Origin of the sequence: Enterococcus haemoperoxidus ATCC BAA-382, from assembly GCF_000407165.1 — a bacterium.
Taxonomy (GTDB): domain Bacteria; phylum Bacillota; class Bacilli; order Lactobacillales; family Enterococcaceae; genus Enterococcus_L; species Enterococcus_L haemoperoxidus.
On sequence record NZ_KE136479.1, the window covers coordinates 2,166,338 to 2,188,071 of the forward strand.

19 protein-coding genes are annotated in these 21,734 nt (G+C 35.4%); 3 read left to right on the plus strand and 16 right to left on the minus strand.

Features of this window, described 5'->3' with window-relative positions:
- Positions 1-129: 129 nt before the first annotated feature.
- On the plus strand, positions 130-993 hold the full coding sequence (locus I583_RS09960; protein WP_010760610.1) for an alpha/beta hydrolase: 864 nt from the start codon (positions 130-132) through the stop codon (positions 991-993).
- A 76-nt stretch (positions 994-1,069) separates the two neighbouring features.
- On the opposite strand, the gene tig is transcribed toward I583_RS09960, so the two are convergent.
- The 14 genes from tig to I583_RS10030 form a co-directional block, all read right to left on the minus strand.
- Positions 1,070-2,353: a trigger factor gene (gene tig / locus I583_RS09965; RefSeq protein ID WP_010760609.1), complete on the minus strand. Its 1,284-nt coding sequence runs from the start codon at positions 2,351-2,353 to the stop codon at positions 1,070-1,072.
- A gap of 282 nt (positions 2,354-2,635) precedes the next feature.
- On the minus strand, positions 2,636-3,640 hold the full coding sequence (locus I583_RS09970; protein WP_010760608.1) for an SIS domain-containing protein: 1,005 nt from the start codon (positions 3,638-3,640) through the stop codon (positions 2,636-2,638).
- A gap of 12 nt (positions 3,641-3,652) precedes the next feature.
- Entirely contained in the window at positions 3,653-4,702 is a 1,050-nt protein-coding gene (locus tag I583_RS09975; protein ID WP_010760607.1) for an SIS domain-containing protein, read from the minus strand.
- 27 nt (positions 4,703-4,729) lie between these two features.
- On the minus strand, positions 4,730-5,563 hold the full coding sequence (locus tag I583_RS09980) for a PTS system mannose/fructose/sorbose family transporter subunit IID (protein WP_174270344.1): 834 nt from the start codon (positions 5,561-5,563) through the stop codon (positions 4,730-4,732).
- Positions 5,544-6,332 carry a PTS mannose/fructose/sorbose/N-acetylgalactosamine transporter subunit IIC gene (locus I583_RS09985; protein WP_010760605.1) on the minus strand — a complete coding sequence of 263 codons (789 nt, stop codon included), beginning with the start codon at positions 6,330-6,332 and terminating at the stop codon, positions 5,544-5,546. The genes I583_RS09980 and I583_RS09985 overlap by 20 nt, the downstream gene beginning before the upstream one ends.
- A 14-nt stretch (positions 6,333-6,346) precedes the next feature.
- Positions 6,347-6,817: a PTS sugar transporter subunit IIB gene (locus I583_RS09990; protein WP_010760604.1), complete on the minus strand. Its 471-nt coding sequence runs from the start codon at positions 6,815-6,817 to the stop codon at positions 6,347-6,349.
- Between the two features lie 19 nt (positions 6,818-6,836).
- On the minus strand, positions 6,837-7,253 hold the full coding sequence (locus tag I583_RS09995; RefSeq protein ID WP_010760603.1) for a PTS sugar transporter subunit IIA: 417 nt from the start codon (positions 7,251-7,253) through the stop codon (positions 6,837-6,839).
- A 72-nt stretch (positions 7,254-7,325) separates the two neighbouring features.
- Positions 7,326-10,097 (minus strand): sigma-54-dependent transcriptional regulator, encoded by a 2,772-nt coding sequence (locus I583_RS10000; protein ID WP_010760602.1) that lies wholly within the window; start codon positions 10,095-10,097, stop codon positions 7,326-7,328.
- A gap of 295 nt (positions 10,098-10,392) precedes the next feature.
- Positions 10,393-10,605 (minus strand): hypothetical protein, encoded by a 213-nt coding sequence (locus tag I583_RS16980; RefSeq protein WP_010760601.1) that lies wholly within the window; start codon positions 10,603-10,605, stop codon positions 10,393-10,395.
- 375 nt (positions 10,606-10,980) lie between these two features.
- On the minus strand, positions 10,981-11,364 hold the full coding sequence (locus I583_RS10010) for a GNAT family N-acetyltransferase (protein WP_167584575.1): 384 nt from the start codon (positions 11,362-11,364) through the stop codon (positions 10,981-10,983).
- A gap of 157 nt (positions 11,365-11,521) precedes the next feature.
- Complete coding sequence (locus tag I583_RS10015; protein ID WP_010760599.1) at positions 11,522-12,490, minus strand: DUF1002 domain-containing protein; 969 nt, start codon at positions 12,488-12,490, stop codon at positions 11,522-11,524.
- Between the two features lie 859 nt (positions 12,491-13,349).
- Positions 13,350-15,077 carry a phosphoenolpyruvate--protein phosphotransferase gene (ptsP, locus tag I583_RS10020; protein ID WP_010760597.1) on the minus strand — a complete coding sequence of 576 codons (1,728 nt, stop codon included), beginning with the start codon at positions 15,075-15,077 and terminating at the stop codon, positions 13,350-13,352.
- On the minus strand, positions 15,077-15,343 hold the full coding sequence (locus I583_RS10025; protein WP_010760596.1) for a phosphocarrier protein HPr: 267 nt from the start codon (positions 15,341-15,343) through the stop codon (positions 15,077-15,079). Before I583_RS10025 ends, ptsP begins: the two co-directional genes overlap by 1 nt.
- 173 nt (positions 15,344-15,516) lie before the next feature.
- Entirely contained in the window at positions 15,517-15,708 is a 192-nt protein-coding gene (locus I583_RS10030; protein WP_010760595.1) for a hypothetical protein, read from the minus strand.
- Between the two features lie 330 nt (positions 15,709-16,038).
- Between I583_RS10030 and I583_RS10035 the strand changes: the two genes are divergently transcribed.
- Together I583_RS10035 and I583_RS10040 are read left to right on the plus strand one after the other, a co-directional pair.
- The gene (locus I583_RS10035) at positions 16,039-18,294 is read left to right on the plus strand and encodes an ATP-dependent Clp protease ATP-binding subunit (protein WP_010760594.1); all 2,256 of its coding nucleotides are present in this window, start codon (positions 16,039-16,041) and stop codon (positions 18,292-18,294) included.
- A 205-nt stretch (positions 18,295-18,499) separates the two neighbouring features.
- Positions 18,500-18,814, plus strand: a complete 315-nt coding sequence (locus tag I583_RS10040; RefSeq protein ID WP_010760593.1) for a DUF1827 family protein — start codon at positions 18,500-18,502, stop codon at positions 18,812-18,814.
- Positions 18,815-18,869: 55 nt separating this feature from the next.
- Here I583_RS10040 and I583_RS10045 read toward each other — a convergent pair whose 3' ends face one another.
- Both I583_RS10045 and I583_RS10050 read right to left on the minus strand, forming a co-directional pair.
- The gene (locus I583_RS10045; RefSeq protein WP_010760592.1) at positions 18,870-19,529 is read right to left on the minus strand and encodes a CatB-related O-acetyltransferase; all 660 of its coding nucleotides are present in this window, start codon (positions 19,527-19,529) and stop codon (positions 18,870-18,872) included.
- Between the two features lie 205 nt (positions 19,530-19,734).
- Positions 19,735-21,312 (minus strand): peptide chain release factor 3, encoded by a 1,578-nt coding sequence (locus I583_RS10050; protein WP_010760591.1) that lies wholly within the window; start codon positions 21,310-21,312, stop codon positions 19,735-19,737.
- Between the last annotated feature and the right edge of the window lie 422 nt (positions 21,313-21,734).

The following is a 21,734-nucleotide window of genomic DNA, read 5'->3' on the forward strand; positions in this document are numbered from 1 at the left end:
AGTAGTATGACATAATAATATAAATTCACATTTTTCTGTTAAAAGCTGAAAGAAACATTGCTTCCATTGGTTGCTTGATATTGAAATACACTCGGAGCATTGTTTCTTATAATTCAAGGAGGACTTTTTATGATAAAACAAGAATTCTGTTATAGCCAACTGAATGATTTAGACTTGTCTGTGACCTTTTATTCAAAACAAAATGACTCTTCTGCCAAAGCTACACTGATTTATTTGCATGGTGGCGGACTTCTCTACGGTAGTCGGGATGATTTACCAGAAACCTATTGTGAGCTTTTAGTGGAGAAAGGCTATAATTTGCTGACCGTTGATTATCCTTTAGCACCTGAAGTCAAACTGCCAACTATTATTAATTGTTTAAGAGAAGCCATTGATTGGTTCTTAAAAAATTACCAATCGATTTTAGGCTTGGAGCGTTCAGATTATTTCTTGTTTGGTCGTTCAGCTGGCGGGTTTCTTTCCTACCTATTATCTGCTCGTTATGCTTTACCAGAGCAAAAAGGATTGATCAGCTTTTATGGTTATTATGATTTGATAAACCCGGCTTTCAGTCAGCCAAGTAGTTACTATAATCAATTTCCTAAAATAGCACCGCTAACTGCTCAAGCTTTGATTCAGCCTGAACCAATTGCAGGTGTTTCTATCAATGAACGATTTTCACTTTATTTATCTGGTCGACAATTTGGTAACTGGTTGAGTTATCTAACTAACTCTCCTAGTGAAAAAGAAACGTTTAGTTTAACTGATACAGAACTTGCCCAACTTCCACCTACATTTTTAGCCCACAGTTCTGCTGATCAAGACGTTCCTGTTGAAGCATCTCGTATTGCCAGTAATAAAATCTCCAATGTTACTTATGAAGAAGTCGAAAAACTTCCTCATGATTTTGACGGTGATCTTACTAAAAATGAAGGGCTTAACGTTTACCATGCTTTGATTGAATGGCTTGACAAAGTATTAGCCACAACTTGATTTTAACATAATTGATTGATTCTTTAACTTAAAAAAAGACATTCCCGATCACTCAGGAATGTCTTTTAAATTTCGTTTATTTTTCAGTTGCAGTTTCAGTGATAACTTCTACTGCACGTTTCATGCGGATATCATGTTTTAACATGTCTTCTGTTAAGACTTTTTTAACTTGATCGATCGGCATGTTGTATTGTTCTGATAGTTCTTTGATTTCATTATCCATATCTTCTTGAGATACTTCGATATCTTCTGCTTTAGCGATCGCTTCGATTACAAGGTTTGTTTTCGTACGAACTTCTGCTTCTGCTTCAAATTGTTTGTGCAAGTCAGCTTCTGTTGTTCCAGTTAATTGATAGTACATATCTGGAGCGATTCCTTGACGTTGCATGTTGTTTAAGAATTCATCCATTGAACGGTGAACTTCATCATGTACCATTACGTGTGGTAATTCAACGATTTCAGCATTATCAACAGCTTGACGGATAGCTGCTTCGTCTTTTGCTTCTGTTGCAGCAGCTTCTTTAGATTCTGTTAATTCGTTACGGTATTTTTCTTTTAATTCGTCTAATGATTCTACTGAATCGTCAACATCTTTCGCAAATTCATCATCTAAAGTTGGTAATTCTTTCGCTTTCACTTCGTGAACTTTCACTTGGAAAACAGCTTCTTTACCAGCTAAATCTTCTGCTTGGTAATCTTCTGGGAATGTTACTTTTACTTCAACTTCTTCGCCAGCTTTTTTGCCAACTAATTGTTCTTCAAAGCCTGGGATGAAAGAGTTAGAACCTAATTCAAGAGAATAGTTTTCGCCTTTTCCACCTTCAAAAGCTTCGCCATCTTTAAATCCTTCAAAATCGATTACGACAGTGTCGCCTTCAACAGCTGCTTCGTCTTCTTTGATTACTAATTCAGCTTGTGCATCTAATTCACGTTGGATGCGTGCATCTAAGTCTTCGTCTGTTACTTCACGGTCTTGTTTTTCAACTGTTAAGTTTTTGTATTCGCCTAATTTAACTTCAGGTTTTACAGTCACTTCAGCAGTTACAACCCAATCTTCCCCTTTATTCATGCTTTCAACATCAATTTTAGGTTGTGATACAGGATCGATTCCAGCTTCTTTCACAGCTGCTTCGTAAACTTCTGGTAACACTGCGTTCAAAGCATCTTCATATAATGCTTCTTCGCCGTACATACGGTTGAATACTTGACGTGACACTTTCCCTTTACGGAATCCTGGTACGTTAAGATTTTTTTTAACTTTATCGAATGCTTGTTTCAAGCCTTTTTCAATTAGAGTTTGATCAACTGAAAAAGTTAACACACCATCATTGGTGCCTTTTTTTTCAAATTTCGCAGACATTTGTTTCCCTCCGAATAACTTAATTTTATACATGAATTTATGTTATGCATACCTTTAAATAGTACACTATCACTGGATAAATGTAAACATTTTAGGTGAGAAGAAGGGAAAATAAACTGATTTTTTGAATTGTAAAATGAATTACTTGATAAACGAACTAGACTAACTTACTTATTTCCTAGTATTTTCCAAAAAATTTTAAAGAGGCAATATTACTTATCTGCTATTCAATCAAACTGAAAACGGACTGTAACTTTTTAGTTGCAGGCCTTTTCTTTCATTTTAATAATCAAACTGACGATAATAACGTCTAATATCTAACGGATGGCAATTCAACTGTTCAACATGAGCATCAATACGTTGTGTCACACAATGCATCAGCAAGAATGACAAAACTCTTCCACGATATTTGTCACTGATTCCTGCGACTGGATAATCCTTTGAATCAATAATCGTATAGTTAGCGCAAATACGCGGTAACAAATTCGCTACTCTTTCAGACAATGGACGTTGTTCATCCTCACCAATAAATAAAGTGACTGCCGTTGTTTCCTCCACAATTTCTAACGTTCCGTGTAAAAACTCAGCAGCATGGATTGATTTTGAACGTAGCCAACTTTGTTCTTCCCAATAGCACATTGCATAAGAATAAACTGCGCCCCATTGATTACCCGCTCCGATAAAATAATGCATATCATCGTGACGATGGGCTTGGGCAAATTTTAACCCAAAGTCATCCGCTTTTTTCTCAGCTTCAACTAAACCAACAGGAAGATATTCTTCTAGTTCTTGATAATATTCTTCATAATCATCAAATTCGCTATTATTTTTCATCAATCGATCTGCTATCATAAAGAACTTGATTTGTTCCGTTCCTGGTGCTGGATACGTCACAACATAATCACATTTTTCTGCTAGAATACTTCCTTTTGCATCAATAAAACCGATCAATGTTGCCCCAACTGTTTTAATTTCTTCCACCGCTTTGACAACTTCTTGGGTTGTGCCAGTTACTGAAGACAAAATAACGATCGAATCTTTGGTTAAGCGACGATTGCCAGTTGTATAATATTCAGCGGCATGCTGTACATAAGCAGGTAGATTACTTTTTCCATTAATGTACGTCACTGCTTGCATCGCTGAAGCATAGGTTCCGCCAATACCAAGATAATAAATAGAGTCAAATCCTTTTCCCCACACTTCATCAACTATTTTTTCGACTTGCGGACGTAGTGCTAACGCTCCTTTGATATCTTCTATTTGCTTTGTTTCGTTAAATTTTAACATTGTTTACGCTCCTTAAATTTTACTTTTTAATACTTGGTCAAAATCATCAAAAATTCGTTTATTTAAATCAATTCCTTTACCTGTCGCAATTTGATACGCGAGGTATTGGAAGGGAATCACCAATAAAAGTGGACTGATTTTTTCAGGTGTTTTAATTGATAATCCTACTGTTTTTGAATCAGTTTTCGCTTCCGTGGTAATCGTGTAGCAATTCCCAACATCGTTTCTTAGATAATTTTTTAACGCTTTGCTTCTATCATTCAGTACATTATCATTTTCTATAAAAAATAGTGAATGTGTGTTGTTTGCTTCTAAATAAGGTCCGTGCATATAGGCTTCAAGTTCAAATCCTTGTGAGGGTAAACGTACCGTTTCAGTAAATTTTGTTTCAAATTCTTTAGCTGTTCCAATGTTAGGTCCGTAGCCAATCGTTATAAAACGTACCCCCTTACTTAGATCCGCTTGATTTTCCAACCAAAATTCACTCGTTTTTTCGATTACCAGATTGATTTGACTGATTGCTTTCTTTAATGCCAACAGTTCATTTTTTACTGTAGATTGATCAATTGACTCGCTTTGATAAGCGATACGTAACCCTAATAACATTAAATTCAACACAGTTGCTAAATAGCCTTTTGTAACAAACCCAACCGTCTCGATTCCCATATTTAAATCTAGCACTTCATCCACTACTTGACTGATTGGGCTACTTGTATTGCTAGTTAGAGCAATCGTTTTGATTTTTCTAGTTTGTGTTAGCTTTTGTACTGCCTGAATGGTTGATGCACTTTTGCCACTTTGTGAAACTGCTATGATCAAGTCAATACTCGGATCGATTTTCCCATAGTGGAGAAAATTAAAGGGTTCTTCTATTTGAACATATACAGGTGCCGTTTGTTCTATATAATATTTTGCAGATAGACAAGCATTATAAGAAGAACCTGTTGCTAAAATCAAACAGTGTTTAACATTTTTCACCTTGATTTGTGTGATATCAAATGAATTGATAATCGTTTCTAACGTTTCTTGTTCTTCATTGATATAATCCAACATCGTTTCCACTGAATCTCACCTCACTCTACTTTTCACTTAAAAAATTCCAATCAAGGAACCTAAAATTCCGACGACTGCCATTCCACCAAGAATTGCCAGGGGTTTTACTTCTTTTTTCAAAAGATAGAAAACTGCTCCAAAAGTTGCTAATGGCAATAGTTTAGGCATGATATCATCAAAAATACTCTGCACTGTTACTGCTGTTTCTCCACTGCCACTGATTGTGACTGGAATCGAAATATCGATCATCGAAGCCGTCATTGCGCCAACTACCATCAATCCAATGATTGAAGCGCCTAAAGTCAAGCTTTCCATCATCCCGTTCGCTTGAATCTTTTTCAAGAAACCAGTTCCTAATTTATAGCCCCAACCAGTAAATAGGTAGCGCAAAATAATATGTGGTACGTTAAAAATCAGCAAGAATAAAATGGGGCCTAAAATATTTCCTTGTAGAGCTAGTGACGTTCCAACTCCGGTCGCAATCAAACGTAATGTTCCCCAGAAAAATGAATCTCCTAACCCTGCCAAAGGACCCATCAATGAAGTTTTAATACTATCGATCGTACTCACATCAAATTGTTCATCTAGTACATTTTCTTCTTCCATCGCCGTATTGATCCCTAATATCAAGGTCACAATATGAGGTGTGGTATTGAAAAAGGCTAAATGTCGTTTCAGAGCGTGAGCCATATCAGACTTTTTAGGATACAATTTCTTCAAAATTGGAATCATCGCAAACACATATGCCATATTCATCTGACGCTCGTAGTTCCAAGAAAATTCCATTTGGAAAGACCGCCAGAAAACACTGTTCAATTCTTTTTTCGTGATTAACTTTTCCGTTTGTTCTTTAGAAGTCTTCGTCATCATCCATAACCTCCCCGTTTGATGTTTGGATCATTTCATTGCCTTTATTGTGGTTCATGATATTGACCACGATCACAGCTGTGATCGCCCCTAAAATTGCAATCCCTGTAACTGGTATTTCTAAATAAGCCATCAAAGCAAAACCTAGAAAAAAGTATGGTGCTACTTGTTTATTGATCAATAAACGTGCCAACATTGCAAAACCAAGTGCTGGAATAATACCCGTTGCAACGGATAAACCATGTTGAACAAACTCAGGAATCATATCTAATAATCCCTTGATTGTGTTACTCCCTACAGCAAATGAAATGGAAACAATGAGTGCTAACATCAGAGACAAACCAAAACCTGCCGCCAAATGCATTCTTTCTACCCCTTTATAATTCCCATCATCCGCGTAATTATCTGCTTTTTGGCTCATCGTTGGAATCACCAAACCCAGATAGACATTTTTCAAAATCAGCGTTAATGTTGCGATTGGTAAACCTAAAACCAATGCAGTTTCTGTTCCAGCGCCAGCCGTGATTGCAAATGCTGTTCCTAAAATCCCCCCTGTCACCACATCTGGGGGAATCGATGCTCCTACAGAAAAAGAACCAATAAATGCTAATTCCAAGGTTGCGCCCATAATAATGCCCGTTTTAATATCCCCTAAAACAATTCCTGTAAACAATCCCGTCACGATCGGTCGGGACAAAAGCGATGTACCTAAGGCATACTCAGACTGAGCAATAAATGCGATAACTCCTAACAAAATTGCTTGTACAATCATTTTAATCTTCCTTTCTAAAATGCATCTAAAGCAGCAACTTTTTTATCATTAGGGACTTGTCTAATCTCAATATCAACTCCTTCAGCGATTAATTCTTTAACCAAACTTTCTTCACCTGGCGTTATATTTACCGCCTTAGAAATGTTTCTAGTTCCTTCTCTGACTTTCATTCCACCAAGATTAATATGCTTGATTTCAGGACAAGACTTCGCCAATTTATACGCATCTGCCACACTTTCAACGACGATAAATAACTTATATTTATCTGTCACGCCACTTTGTAAAGCACTGATTGAATCTTCGATCGTTTTAATCACTAATTTAACGCCTGCAGGCTTGGCTAACTTGATCGTCGTTTTGCGAATATCATTTTGCGGTACATCATCATTGGCAATCAAAATACAATCTACCCCTAAACTTTGGGTCCAAGAAAATGCCACTTGTCCATGTAATAAACGGTGGTCTACACGTACTAATTTAATCATGATTGATTTCCTTTCTCTTTTAGAATTCTTCTTCTTCGTCTTTTGCTTTCAATAAGTTACAATACTTGATCGTTTCTTGAGACGTTTTTATTGCTTGTATAATCAAATTTTCTAAAGAGTCTGTGATTTCTAATTGAGTATAAAGTTCAATTAACAAAGACAAATTCAATCCAGAAATTAAATACACATTTGGCTCTTCAACATACTTAAAAAACTCATTGTTTACGCTACCACCAAAAATATCTGTGATTACGACCAATTCATTTTTACGATTTTCAGCTATAATTATTTCTACCGTTTGAGCTAAATCAAAGTCTTCTCTCATATAGGCACAAACAACTTCTACATTTGTTGATTTCCCACAAATCAGTTCTAAAGACGTTCTGATACCTTGTGCAAAATTCCCATGTGTTGCTAAAATAATTTTTCTTGCCATCCTGCTCACCTCACTTACACTTTATTAATAGCAAAAAGGGTGCCAACTTTAGTGGCACCCTTCGTTTAACGATTAAAAATCACTTTCATCGCTGATATATTCAGTGTTTTCAAATAAAACATCATGAACATAAAAAAGTTCTGAATCTGGAATATCGACACTATAGACTTTCTCTATGACACTAAATGCTTCTTTAATCTCTTGTAACTCTTTTTCATGACACTCCTGCAACATGTCAAAACCACTATATACTTCGATTGGTACATTGCGAATTAGGCGTTCGACTAAACAACTTACATGAACATACAAGGCCAATTTCCGATCATTACTAATCCGATGACCCCAACCTTCTTCTAACTGTTTCAAAAATCCCTCAATTTGTTCGATGATTTTTTCTGTATCCAAAATCGTCACAGATTGAATCACGCGATCCAACGAAAAATTACGAATCAATTGATTGCTAAACTCTTCTTGAGAATCTAATACTAAATTGTTTTTTAACCAATCCAACAAGCTCTCAATCCCGATACCAGCAATCAAATCCTCTAATGAAATGAACGGTACACCTTCCACAGCTGGATTAGCTGTCCCGACGATTCCTAATACATCATACAAGGAAAATGCTTTTTCAAATTCGACTGGATTGCATAGTTGCCTGAATTCACAGGGGATAAGTTTTACAGAAGTCGTATCTGGCAAACTTTTTTCAAGTAAATTACTAATTTGAACAGCCGTTCCAATGCCCGTGGCACAAGTCGTGAGGATGATTTTTTCTTTTTTCATTTCTGGCTGAATGATTTCCCATTGATACTGATGACTGCTTATCGCTTTGGCTGGGATTTCACCAAGTTGCTGTTGTCTTTGAATGCCTTCTCCCACTGCAATCGCTAAACTAGTGGTTACATTGTTCATCAATACGATTGGTGCCGTGGTTTCTTTTGAAAAATAACGATGGATTTCTTTTAGAGAGCCCATATCAAATAAAATAATCAACCCGTTTGACGTATCATTTCGCTCAATATATTGCATTAGTTTCTCAGCAATTTTCTTTGGCGTAACATCTAATGGCATATCAAAGGATTGAAATAATAGTTCATTTAACATCCGATTCGCTACATTAGCAATACTGCTAGCAGTGGCGTAGCCATGTGCCACAATTACTGCTTTAGGATAAGAAGTTTCTTTGGTATAGCCTAGATTATCAATGTAAATTGATAAAATAATCCGATCCATACTGGAAACTTCAATATCCAATGACGTCTTGACTAAGTTTAAAATCTGTTCTGCATATCGATAACTATTTGGTAACTGCGCTTTGATATCCAGTAACAACATCTCGATCAGCTGAACCCTCTCAATTTCTGGTAACCATTCCACGTATCGTCGTTGAAATAGATAATGACTGATTGCATAAACTAAGCTGCCATTAAAACTAATTTGATAAGCCGATTCAATTTTTTCAAGCATCTGCCGCATATGCTGTGTAATAAATAGCAACATCTCCTGTTTTTGATCTCTTTTTGTTTCAAATAATAAATAATCAAAAAGATAATCGATTTCTTTTGAGATCAAACCAACCGAGGCGTTGATCACTGATTGATTATTAAGATAAGTTAACAAGATTTTTTCGTAACTTTGGATAATTCTCTTTTGTTCTGGTTCACTTTCTTCAAGTAAATACTCCAAGTTACTTTGACTATCGATTCTCAAAAGCGATTCTGATTCTGAAAAAGTAGTTTCTTGATTTTCTTTTAGTACATAATTAGGCAAAGAATGAAGGGTGATTGGAATTTGTACTTTTGCATGATTGACTGTAAAACTTTTAGCTGTTATGATTTTAATCAAATTTTTTAATTCTCCTACGTTGCCTTTGTATGAACGATTTTCTAACATGCTGATAACCTGTGGTGAGACGATCAATGGTTTTAAAATTGTTTGCTGTTCTTCAAAGAACGACCGAATGATCAATTGTTTTCGTTCTGATTGAGTTCGTTCATTAAGCGCTGGAATTTTAATTTGTACTGGAATTCGTCTTAAAAAAGTAGTTAAAAAGGTACTGCTCACCTCTTCGGTCGTTGCAAAAGCTAAGCGACAATTCACTGTGATTGGATGATTACTTTCCCCCATTTTGTAAATAATTCCTTGATCTAAAAAGGTAAATAATTTTTCCTGACCTTCCGCACTTAGACGGTGAACTTCATCCAAGAATAAAAAACCATTTGCGGCAGCTTCAAAGGCGCCCATTTTTTCATTATCTGCACCTGTAAATGCTCCTTTTACATGACCAAATAAATGACTGGTCAATAATTCTGGGTTATCTGCGTACTGAGCGCAATTCACTGTGATAAAAGGGGCATCACTAGTTAATAAATCGTTGGCTAAACAAAATTGATATAATAATTGAACTAAATAACTTTTACCTGTACCACTTTCTCCAGTTAACAATAGCGGCAACCCACCATTAGGATACAACGCCGCCATTTTTAATTGCTCAATGGTTTGTGCTAAACTGCCTCTATTACCAATCACGTTCTGAAAAAAATCTATTTTCTTATCAAAAATTGGTTTTTCCTTTTCGATCTCTGATAAGTTTTGATAAAACGAATTTATTAATGGATAGTTTTGTAATTCAAATGTTTTTTTATGAAAAAAGTAAACAGGACGTGTATTGACTTTGACTAAGATTCCTTCGTCCGCAAGCTGATTCAAATAATGACTCGCTGTATTTCGTTTAATTGAGAATTTTCCAGCAATATCAGATGCCGAAAAAATATCGCTTACATTTTCAGGATTGAAAAAAGATGTTTGATTTTTTAGATAGTCTAACAGTTTTTCTTTTAACATATGATCCCTCCTACCTTTATCATAGCGAAAGTTTTTGGAAAAATATATCTCTTTTTTTGCCAGACATAAAAATTATTTTCTTATTCTGACGATACGTTGACTATACGGGCAAAAAGTGAATTATTTGGCTCTGTCATTGCTCCCTTAAAAATGTACTGAGAATAATCATCTAACTTTATTTCCTCTTATTTTTAACATAGAGAACAAAAAATCCCTGGAAGAGTTAAAGTCTCTTCTAAGGATCTGATAATCATTTATTTAAGTGTCTTTTTGGCATACTAAAACAACTTATTTACTAATTAAACAATGTATCATGTAACTTTTTTGCATAACCATCTGTCATATTACAGATAAAATCAACCGCCATCTTCAAACGATAATAATCTTTTTCAATATCGGAACTAGATTTAGTTTCTCTTTTATACAAAGCTTCTGCACTTCTCGATAAGTTGTTAAATAAGCGTTCCTCATATTTATTCATTGATTCTTTATCATACTTTAGAACCACTGGAATAAACTCAGACAATAGTCTATTAATAATATTAAATCCTAATACTTCTTGATCTAGTATTGTTTTTGTATGAAAAACATTTTACTTCATCACACTCTTCATTAATAATCTCACCATAAAAAGTGCCTGCCATAATCTCTTCATATGACGGAATTACCTGTAATTTATAACTTTATCTTACCGCACCGCATTAACATTCAGCTTCATTTTCTACCATTGTTACAAATTTTATGTAGGCACAATCAGTTAAATTACCAAAGGATCTAACTTTTTTTCGGTAACATTAATAAAATTCAACGAATTTTGTATCATCTTCTTTTTCTAATCTTTTATTTCTTGTTTAATAACTTACCTATTCTTACTTCATAATAGTTATTGTTTCAATTCTTTTACCATCACTATTTCATAAGGCTCATTTGTCGGGAAAAATCCCCCAACTGTTTTAAAACCCAATTTAAGATATAAATGCTGCGAATACTCTTCACTGGAAGTTGACAGCATAAGTTCTTTAAACCCTTGAACGAACATTTCACGTTCAAAAAAATGCATTACATCTGTCCCATATTGTTTACCTCTAAAAGGTTCCAAGATAAACAACATATCCACAAATGGAATAGACTCCCAAAAGAAACTAAATCTAAGCCAACCAATCATTTCGTTTTCTTCAATAATCAGAATTCTATTTTCCTCAATGGCTAATCGAAGTCTTTCCTGAGGTATGTGAGTATCATGTATCGCTAATAAATCTAGATCCATTAATGTTGCATTCCGTATCATCCTTGATAACCTTCTTTCATACAGCTTTATAGATTGATTATACAATAAAAAGTATGTTTCATTTCTTAATTATTCACCTTACAAAAAAATGAGCCAAAACTATTCAATAGTTTTAACTCATCAATCTTTGCTTATCTTATTTCCCAGTAATTGAATCCCAAAGTCCGCTAAAGAAGCCTTTAATATTCTCCCAAAGTCCTTTAGATTTCTCCTGAATTTGTTCTTTCGTTTTAGACAAATCTAGTTGATTAACAAAATCTTCAAAAATATTTTTGTCTTTCATATCACTCATCAAAGTCGTTAATTCTTTCACCTGATCTGATGACATTACATCTTTGATTCCTTGACTTTGCAAGGCATTTTCAACTGTTTTTTGAATATCTGCTTGCGTCAGATTTTTACCATCAGCCGTTTTTGCTGCCAATTCTTTTTTCGCTTGTTCTTGCGCTGCATTCAAGGCTTCATCGGAATAACCATCTTTGTCTTTATTTTCTTCTGTGATCTTAGATAGTACGTCCATTTCGTCCTGCGCAACACCTACGCGGTCTCGATTGATGATTCCACCAGATTCTTCGACGATTTTATAGACACCTGCTAAAGCTCCTGAACCATCAATTGGCACAGCAGATGCAACGGTTAATTTGGCATCTGTGATTCCTGCTGTCAACGCCGCATTTTGATACTGGGCTTCTGTGATTTTCGTGATATTTTTAGGTGTGGCGATATCTACAGATATTCCAGCCCCTTTTTTCTGAGTTTCCATCCGAACAGAACTATACACTGCCCATTCTGGTGTAAAACCACCATCAGGGATAAAACTCATCAAATCCTTGCCATTTGTTGTATATTGGGGTGTTTCACCTTTAATTCCTAATTCTTTTAACGTAAAGTCCTTTTGCTCTTGTGTTAATGCGTTACCCAATGCAACTGCGTTGATTTGTAGAGTCTGCTCAGAACTTTGCGTCGTCTCTGTATTACTAGAACTTACTGAAGTACTTTCTGCTGTGCTACCTTGTGTCGCCAATGCTGTTTTACCAGTGTATAAACCTGTAGTGATCAAGAGTAGTGCCATCGCTACAGTGAGTTTTTTTTGTTTGTTTTTCATAGAAGCCTCCTAAAAGATTTACTGGTTCCTTACTATACAACAATAGTTTTAGTTATTTCTTAAGATACATCAGGTTTAAGAAATTTTTATTGATTTTCTTTTAACACTCTCATTCTACCATCTTCTTATGATTTACAGCTTATAAAAACATCCTAAATGACAATATCTAATCAATGAATGAAAAATCCGTAAAAAATCTAAAACAAATGCTGAAATAATAAATGGAATTGTCTTGTAAATTTAACAATCAGAGCTTCCTGATCCACCCCAATGATCGCAATGATTAAAGTTGTTGATTTTATTCCAGCAAGATACGTTGCTGAAATGAACGCAAGCAATCATTACAATTCTATTTATACAAAAAAGCCACATCCCAAAAATATAAGTTGGCTTTTTTCTGATAAAGTTCTTTTCTATTCTATAAAACTGAAGAAAACAAAAATGACTTCATTACTACGCTAATGCTCTTTTTATAAAATCCATTTTACTACAATCGATAAAGAATATACTAAAACTAAAACGATGAAAATTATTCTATCTTTTACTGTCAACTTCTTCTTGAGATCAAAATAAACAAAAAGAGCTGACACAAAAAGCATAACTATTGAAAATAATGTAGACAATAAATTTAGCATAACTATTCTCCAACTTTCTAGCTTTGCCAAGACTTAACCTTATACAGTAACGCCTAAGCCATGTTTAAAATAACTACTTGATCTCTATTTTTATCGCAACTAAATTAAATTTATTTTACCATTAGAACGAAATACATTCAACATACTTATCTATTATTTCTTTGGACAAAAAAGCTTTCGCAATTCAGAATAAATTCTGAATTGCAAAAGCTTTTATTTACTATTTACTTCGTATACTCTTTAACCAAGTCAATAACTTCTTCCATTGTATCGCAGTCATTCAACGCACGATCCGCAAGTTCAGCCATTTTCTTAGTGTCTAGACGTTTCATTAAGCTACGAGTTTGAAGAATAGATGTCGCACTCATTGAGAACTCATCTAAGCCCATTCCTACCAATAATGGTACAGCCATTTGATCGCCACCCATTTCTCCACACATACCAGTCCATTTACCTTCTGCATGAGATGCATCAATCACGTTTTTAATCAAACGTAGAATTGATGGGTTATATGGTTGGTAAAGGTAAGAAACGCGTTCGTTCATACGGTCTGCTGCCATTGTGTATTGAATCAAATCATTTGTTCCAATACTGAAGAAATCAACTTCTTTGGCGAATTTATCCGCAATTACAGCCGCTGCAGGAATTTCAATCATGATACCAACTTGAATCGTATCAGAAACTTTTGTTCCTTCAGAAACTAATTTTGCTTTTTCTTCTTCAAAGATTTTCTTCGCTGCTCTAAATTCTTTTAACGTTGCAACCATCGGGAACATGATACGTAAGTTACCGTGAACAGAAGCACGTAATAATGCGCGCATTTGTGTACGGAACATCTCGTCGCCACGTTCAGACAAGCTGATACGTAAAGCACGGTAACCTAAGAATGGGTTCATTTCATGCGGTAATTGAAGATAAGGTAATTCTTTATCTCCACCGATATCCATTGTACGAACCACGACAGGTTTGCCGTTCATGCCTTCAAGTACTGCAGTATAAGCTGTATATTGTTCATCTTCTGTTGGGAAATCTGGAGAATCCATGTAAAGGAATTCTGTACGATATAAACCAACAGCTTCCGCACCATTGTTGTGTACGCCATCTAAATCTTTAGGAGTACCAATGTTTGCAGCTAACTCGATGTGTTTACCATCAGCAGTTACTGTTTCAGCATTTTTTAGTTTTTCCCATTCAACTTTAAGATCAGCATACTCTTTGCCTTTTGCTTCAAAGTCAGCTTTTTCAGCATCAGTTGGGTGAACGATAACATCGCCATCGATTCCGTTGACTGCTAAAATATCGCCTTCTTTGACTTTGGCAGTGATTTCTTTTGTTCCTACGATTGCAGGAATTTCAAGAGAGCGAGCCATAATCGCTGAATGTGATGTGCGTCCGCCAATATCCGTTACGAATGCTTTCACATACGTACGATCTAATTGAGCAGTATCACTTGGTGTTAAGTCATGGGCAACCACAACTACCTCTTCGTTGATCATTGAAGGATTAGGAAGAGTAACACCTAATAAATGAGCTAAAATACGTTTTGCAACGTCACGGATATCTGCTGCACGTTCTTGCATGTAGGCATTATCATCCATCGCTTCGAACATGCCGATATACATATCTGTTACTTCTTTTAATGCTGATTCAGCATTTACTTTGTTATCTTGAATGTTTTGTTTGATTTGACCGATCATTTCTGGGTCAGCTAAAACCATTAAATGTGCATCAAATACTTGCGCTTCTTCTTCACCAAGGCTTTGCGCTGCTTTTTCTCTGATTGCTTGCAACTCAGTCGTGGATTTTGCTAAAGCATCATCTAAACGACTTTCTTCAGCAGATGTATCATCTACGGATTTTTTGTCGAAAGATAAATCAGGTTGAACTAACAGGTAAGCTTTAGCAATAGCAACACCATCACTTGCGGCAATTCCCTTTAGCATTTCAGACATTATTCTGACAATCCTTCTTTTTGCATTGTGTCTACGATTGCTGCTAATGCATCAGCTTCGTCAACACCGTCAACTGAGATTGTTACGTCTGAACCTTGGCCAACGCCTAAAGACATAACGCCCATGATTGATTTAAGGTTAACAGATTTACCTTTGTATTCTAAGTTAATATCTGAGTTAAATTTACTTGCAGTTTGTACTAATAATGTAGCTGGACGAGCGTGAATCCCTGTTTCTGCTACGATGTGAAATTCTTTCTTTTCCATATAAATCGGTCTCCTTCGTAAGTAAAATAATTTTTTATGTTAGGGTTTTCCTTTCTTGATACGTTTCAAATGAAACTAGAATCTGGATAATACCCTTTCAATTTTTAAGATTACCATTTTTTGTGAGTAGTTACAACACTTTTCACCTATTTTTTATCAAATGAAACGATCAATTATTTTGCTTCTTTTATATAATGATATATAATTCGTCCATTTAATCCGGCTTCCCCAACAAAAGACATTCTATCGGGCAGATTTTTCCAAACTTCTCTAAAGGTTGTAAAATCTTTTGGCTCTACAACAAGTTCAGCAATAGTCCCTTCTTTCAAGGCATTTATTTGTTCTTCAAATGGATTTTCATACATTGATTAATCACAGCTTTCACTTTTATTTTTAGACTGAAGATATTGTATGACAAAAATAGATATTTGTCTAAATTATACCTAAAACCTACATAAACAAACCTTAATAATTTCATAAAAACATAATAATTTCAATTAAGTGTAAACTATGCAACCTATTAATAGGATTTCCCACTCTATTTATCAGGCTACTTAAAAGTTCAATTGCTTGATTCTTGTTAAAAAGATGCTATAATATTCTCAAAGGTCAAAAATGGTCAGCAGACTGTTTGACTTTAGAACAATGACTTTGATACATGATTAGTCTTATTATGAAAGGACGTGTTTTATCCTATGATTTGTCAAAATTGTCAACAAAATCCAGCAACGATTCATTTGTACGCAAATGTTAATGGCCAAAGAAAACAATTGGACTATTGCCAAAGTTGCTATCAAAAATTAAAAGCACAAGCAAATGATAATCAACCAACAATGTCTCAACAAGATCCATTTGGTTTTGGAAGTTTAGATGATTTATACCGCTCACTGTCTCGTCAAATGCAAGAACAGCAAGGGAATCCTAACGGTCAAATCCCTCCTACTCAATTTGGGGACGGAAATGGCTTTAACGGAGGTCAACCGCCAAGAGGAGGGGCAGGTCAATCTAACGGGCTATTAGGTGAATATGGCATCAACATTACAGAAGCAGCTAGAAACGGCAACATTGATCCTGTCGTTGGCCGTGATGAAGAAATCAAACGTGTGATTGAAATCCTAAATCGCCGCACGAAGAATAATCCTGTCTTGATTGGTGAACCTGGTGTCGGTAAAACTGCCGTTGTTGAAGGTTTAGCACAAAAAATCGTAGATGGCGATGTACCGCAAAAATTATTGGACAAAGAAGTTATTCGTTTAGATGTGGTTTCTTTAGTGCAAGGAACTGGAATCCGTGGTCAATTTGAAGAACGTATGCAAAAATTGATCGAAGAAATCAAGCAAGCAGAGAATGTCATTTTATTCATCGATGAAGTCCATGAAATCGTTGGAGCAGGTTCTGCAGGTGATGGTAACATGGATGCAGGGAATATTTTGAAACCTGCACTTGCTCGTGGTGAGTTGCAAATGGTTGGAGCAACAACATTAAACGAATACCGCATCATCGAAAAAGACGCTGCTTTAGAACGTCGGATGCAACCGGTTCGTGTAGATGAACCGACAGTAGATGAAACAATCGCTATACTTAAAGGTTTGCAAAAACGCTATGAAGACTATCATCATGTGAAATACACTGATGAAGCGATCAAAGCAGCCGCAATCTTATCGAATCGTTATATCCAAGACCGCTTCTTGCCTGATAAAGCGATTGATTTGTTAGATGAATCCGGTTCTAAAATGAACTTGACGATCCAAATCGTCGATCCTAAAACAATCGAAAAGAAACTAGCAGATGCCGAACAACAAAAACAACAAGCTTCAGCAGAAGAAGATTTTGAAAAAGCGGCTTACTACCGTGACCAAATCAATAAATTACAAACAATGAAAGACAAACAAATCAGCGATGAAGAAACACCTGTGATCGATGAAAAAAATATTGAAGCAATTGTCGAACAAAAAACAGGTATTCCTGTCGGTGATTTAAAAGAAAAAGAACAAACACAATTAAAAAACTTAGCTGTCGATTTAAAAGCACATGTTGTTGGACAAGATGATGCAGTCGACAAAGTATCTAAAGCAATTCGACGTAATCGCGTTGGTTTAGGCAAACAAAACAGACCTATCGGCTCATTCTTATTTGTAGGACCAACCGGTGTTGGTAAAACTGAATTAGCGAAACAATTAGCATATGAATTATTCGGCTCAGAAGATTCAATGATTCGTTTTGATATGAGTGAATACATGGAAAAACACAGTGTATCTAAATTGATTGGTTCACCTCCAGGTTATGTTGGTTACGATGAAGCAGGACAATTAACTGAAAAAGTACGTCGTAATCCATACAGCTTAATCCTATTGGATGAAATCGAAAAAGCGCATCCGGATGTCTTGCATATGTTCTTACAAATCCTTGATGATGGTCGTTTAACAGATGCACAAGGCAGAACAGTCAGCTTCAAAGATACGATCATTATCATGACCAGTAATGCTGGAACTGGTAATGTAGAAGCAAATGTCGGCTTTGGTGCTGCCCGCGCAGGACTTACAAAATCTGTTTTAGGACAGTTAAATAATTTCTTCACACCTGAATTCTTGAACCGTTTTGATGGAATCATTGAATTTAAGGCGTTGAGTAAAGAAAACTTGATGAACATTGTTAGCTTGATGTTAGATGACGTCAATAATTTACTTGCTCATCAAAAAATCCATATTGATGTTCCTACAGATGTCAAAGAAAAATTAGTTGATTTAGGCTATGACCCTGCAATGGGTGCACGCCCTCTTCGTCGGACAATCCAAGAACAAATCGAAGACGGTATTGCTGAGTATTTCCTAGATCATCCAGAAGAACATCAATTGATCGCCAAACTAAACGATGATGGAAAAATTATTGTTACTGGAGAAATCGCTGTAGATCCCAACGAGAATAACGACACTACATCAGAAGAAGAATAACATGTGAAGTCAATCAGGCAAACTGATTGACTTTTTTGTGTTTTCCAAGACAAATTTCTTTTTATTTAAGCTAAAAAAAATTATAATTAAGATGCATAGAATTTATATCAAATTTTAAAGAAGACTATTCCAGCTTTCTAAGTCTGTGAATACTCTGTTTTTTATTATTAACATACAAATAAAGAGTTAAACCGAGGTGAAAAAAATGAAATTAGTCAATGTAACTAACAGTTACAAACAGTTAGTCAATAAACAACTAGAAAATACCGATGCATACTTTGTCAAAGTTTATTCAGCGGGTAACACGACCGTCGTTTATTCAGAAGCTACTCAACATGCTGAAATCTTGGTTGTAAATAAAAAACGTGCTGTTCGTAAAACTGAAATCAATGAAATTCTAACTTACTTCTTGAAACGTATTCCAAAAGAAAAATACGACCGTGATCAAATTTCAATTATTGAATTAAAAGACGTTATAGAAATTTCGATTCCGATGACTTCTAGTCTTATTGAAAATTAGACACGTACAGCTAAAAAGCCAGTTTATCACTTATATGATAAACCGGCTTTTTTATTTAATTTAAGATGTGTTTTTTATAATAACAATATAGTTCCTCAATAGAGTTACTCATCAAAATATCCATAGCCGCTTCGACCTGTTCTTCTGTCCAATCGAACCATCTCAGTTCTAAAAGCATCTTAATTTCATTATCTGAGAATCTTTGTTTTATCACTTTCGCTGGATTACCACCAACAATCGTATAAGGTGGCACGTCTTTTATAACCATAGAACCTGCTGCGATTACAGCTCCTTCACCAATCGTAACACCTGGCATGATCATCGCATTCATCCCAATCCAAGCATCACTTTTAATGACTGTATCGCCTTTTGGTTCATAAGATTTTTCTACATGACTAGCAAAAGGATAAACAGTGATCCAATCTGGATGGTGATTGTGATTACCACCCATTAAAATCGTGGCACCACCTGCAATGCAAACATAATTTCCAATAATCAATTTATCTAGATGCCAGCCCATATCTCTGACAGGATCAAAGGCCGCTCTTGTTAATGGATCTCCCCATAAATAACGAACACAACCATCTTCAAAATTCTGATTGCTGTAGTAACCAGAATAATAAGAAAAATCACCGACCTCTATTAATGGATTCGTCACTAACTCTTTCAAATAGACTGTATCTGACCATTTTTCAAATTTATTATTGTTCTTCATTTTTCTTCCTCGCTTCTAAGTTAGATTATACTTTTGACTTAGAAGCTTGCTACCACTGAAACATTTTTTAATAGTCTTAAACGACGACTCATATTTATCACTCCAATAATGTTGTTGATTATACGTATTTGTTGCTTTAAAGTCAAATGATAAAAAAATCGTTCCTATCAAAAGAAAATTGATAAGAACGGTCAATAAAATAATCTTACATCAAACTCTTCAATTCAACATCTGGATATTTATCTGCAAACCAACGCATAGCAAATTGATTTTCAAATAAGAACAACGGCTGATCAAAGCGATCTCTTGCCAAGATATTCCGGCTAGAGCTCATGCGTTCATCTAAATCAGCTGGATCGATCCAACGAGCGATTTTCGAGCCCATTGGTGTCATGATTACTTCTGCATTATATTCATTCAGCATACGATGTTGGAACACTTCAAACTGCAATTGACCTACCGCGCCAAGAATATATTCTTCTGTTAAATACGTTTTATATAATTGGATTGCACCTTCTTGAACGAGTTGATTAATCCCTTTATGGAATGATTTTTGTTTCATCACATTTTTGGCACTAACTTTCATAAATAACTCTGGTGTAAATGAAGGTAACTCTTCGTACTGAACTTTTAATTTTCCTTCAAATAATGTATCCCCAATTTGATAATTACCCGTATCGTAGATTCCGATAATATCCCCCGCTACAGCTTCTTCTACATTTTCTCTAGCATCAGCCATAAATTGGGTTACGTTACTTAATTTGATTTTTTTACCAGTTCTGCCAAGTGTCACGTCCATTCCACGTTCAAAAGTACCTGAACAGATACGGACAAAAGCAATTCGATCTCGGTGGGCAGGATTCATGTTTGCCTGAATTTTAAAGACAAAACCTGAAAACTCTTCTTCATAAGGGCTAACTTCTTCTCCCTCTTCTGTCTTATGACCATAAGGTGATGGCGCAAATTGTAAGAATGTTTCTAGCATTGTTTGTACACCAAAGTTAGTTAACGCTGAACCAAAGAAAACTGGCGTTTGATCGCCGCGAGCAATTTTTTCCGTATCAAACTCGTCTCCTGCTTCAACCAACAATTCAACTTCTTCTAATACTTGTTTGTACACACTATCTTTATGCAACGGTAAATCACTTGGAATATCACCATCTACTAATGGAATGAAACGTTCTCCATTATTATTTTCAGGTCGATAAACTTCTACACGCTTGTTGTAGATATCATATAATCCTTCCAAGCCTTTTCCCATACCGATCGGCCAGTTCATTGGGTAAGATTCGATATCTAGCAATTCTTCTAATTCTTCAAGCAACTCTAACGGTTCACGACCATCTCTATCTAATTTATTGATAAAGGTAAAAATCGGTATTCCACGTTTTTTGACAACTTGGAATAATTTCTTTGTTTGAGCTTCAATCCCTTTGGCGCTATCGATCACCATGACAGCACTATCCACGGCCATCAACGTTCGGTACGTATCTTCTGAAAAGTCTTCGTGTCCAGGTGTATCCAGAATGTTCACACGTTTTCCATCATAGTCAAACTGCATCACAGAACTGGTTACGGAAATGCCTCTTTGTTTTTCGATTTCCATCCAGTCAGATTTTGCAAAGTTTCCTGTTTTCTTTCCCTTGACAGTACCTGCTTGACGGATTGCTCCACCAAATAATAAAAGCTGTTCTGTAATCGTTGTTTTACCAGCATCCGGATGGGAAATAATCGCAAACGTACGACGGCTATCTACTTGTTCTTTTAAATGTGGATTATTCATTTGTTACTCCAATCTATTATTATTTTCTAAGAAAAAATCATTATTATTTATTTAAAGGATCTCTACATCGGAAAATTCTCCTTACTCTTTATTATTCAACTAGTGTAGTATATCATGGAATTACAGTAGTTTTCAAAGTCTTTAGCTAAGTTTCAAAAAAATCAAAGAGACCAAAGTAAAATTCAATGAATTTTGCTTTGATCTCTATTAATTGGGGAAGAAATTGATCTTAATAGTTATTTTGCTAAAAGACTAGCATTATTACTAAAAATTGCTTTACAGTTAGCTTAGGTTAAGTATAAAGTTATGGACTTAATTGTGCAAATGTCTGTTTTTTTTGCTAAACCGTTGTATAACACTGTTATTTCGTTATTTATATAGATCACAGTTCTTATTAATTATACTTATAAGTATTTAACATT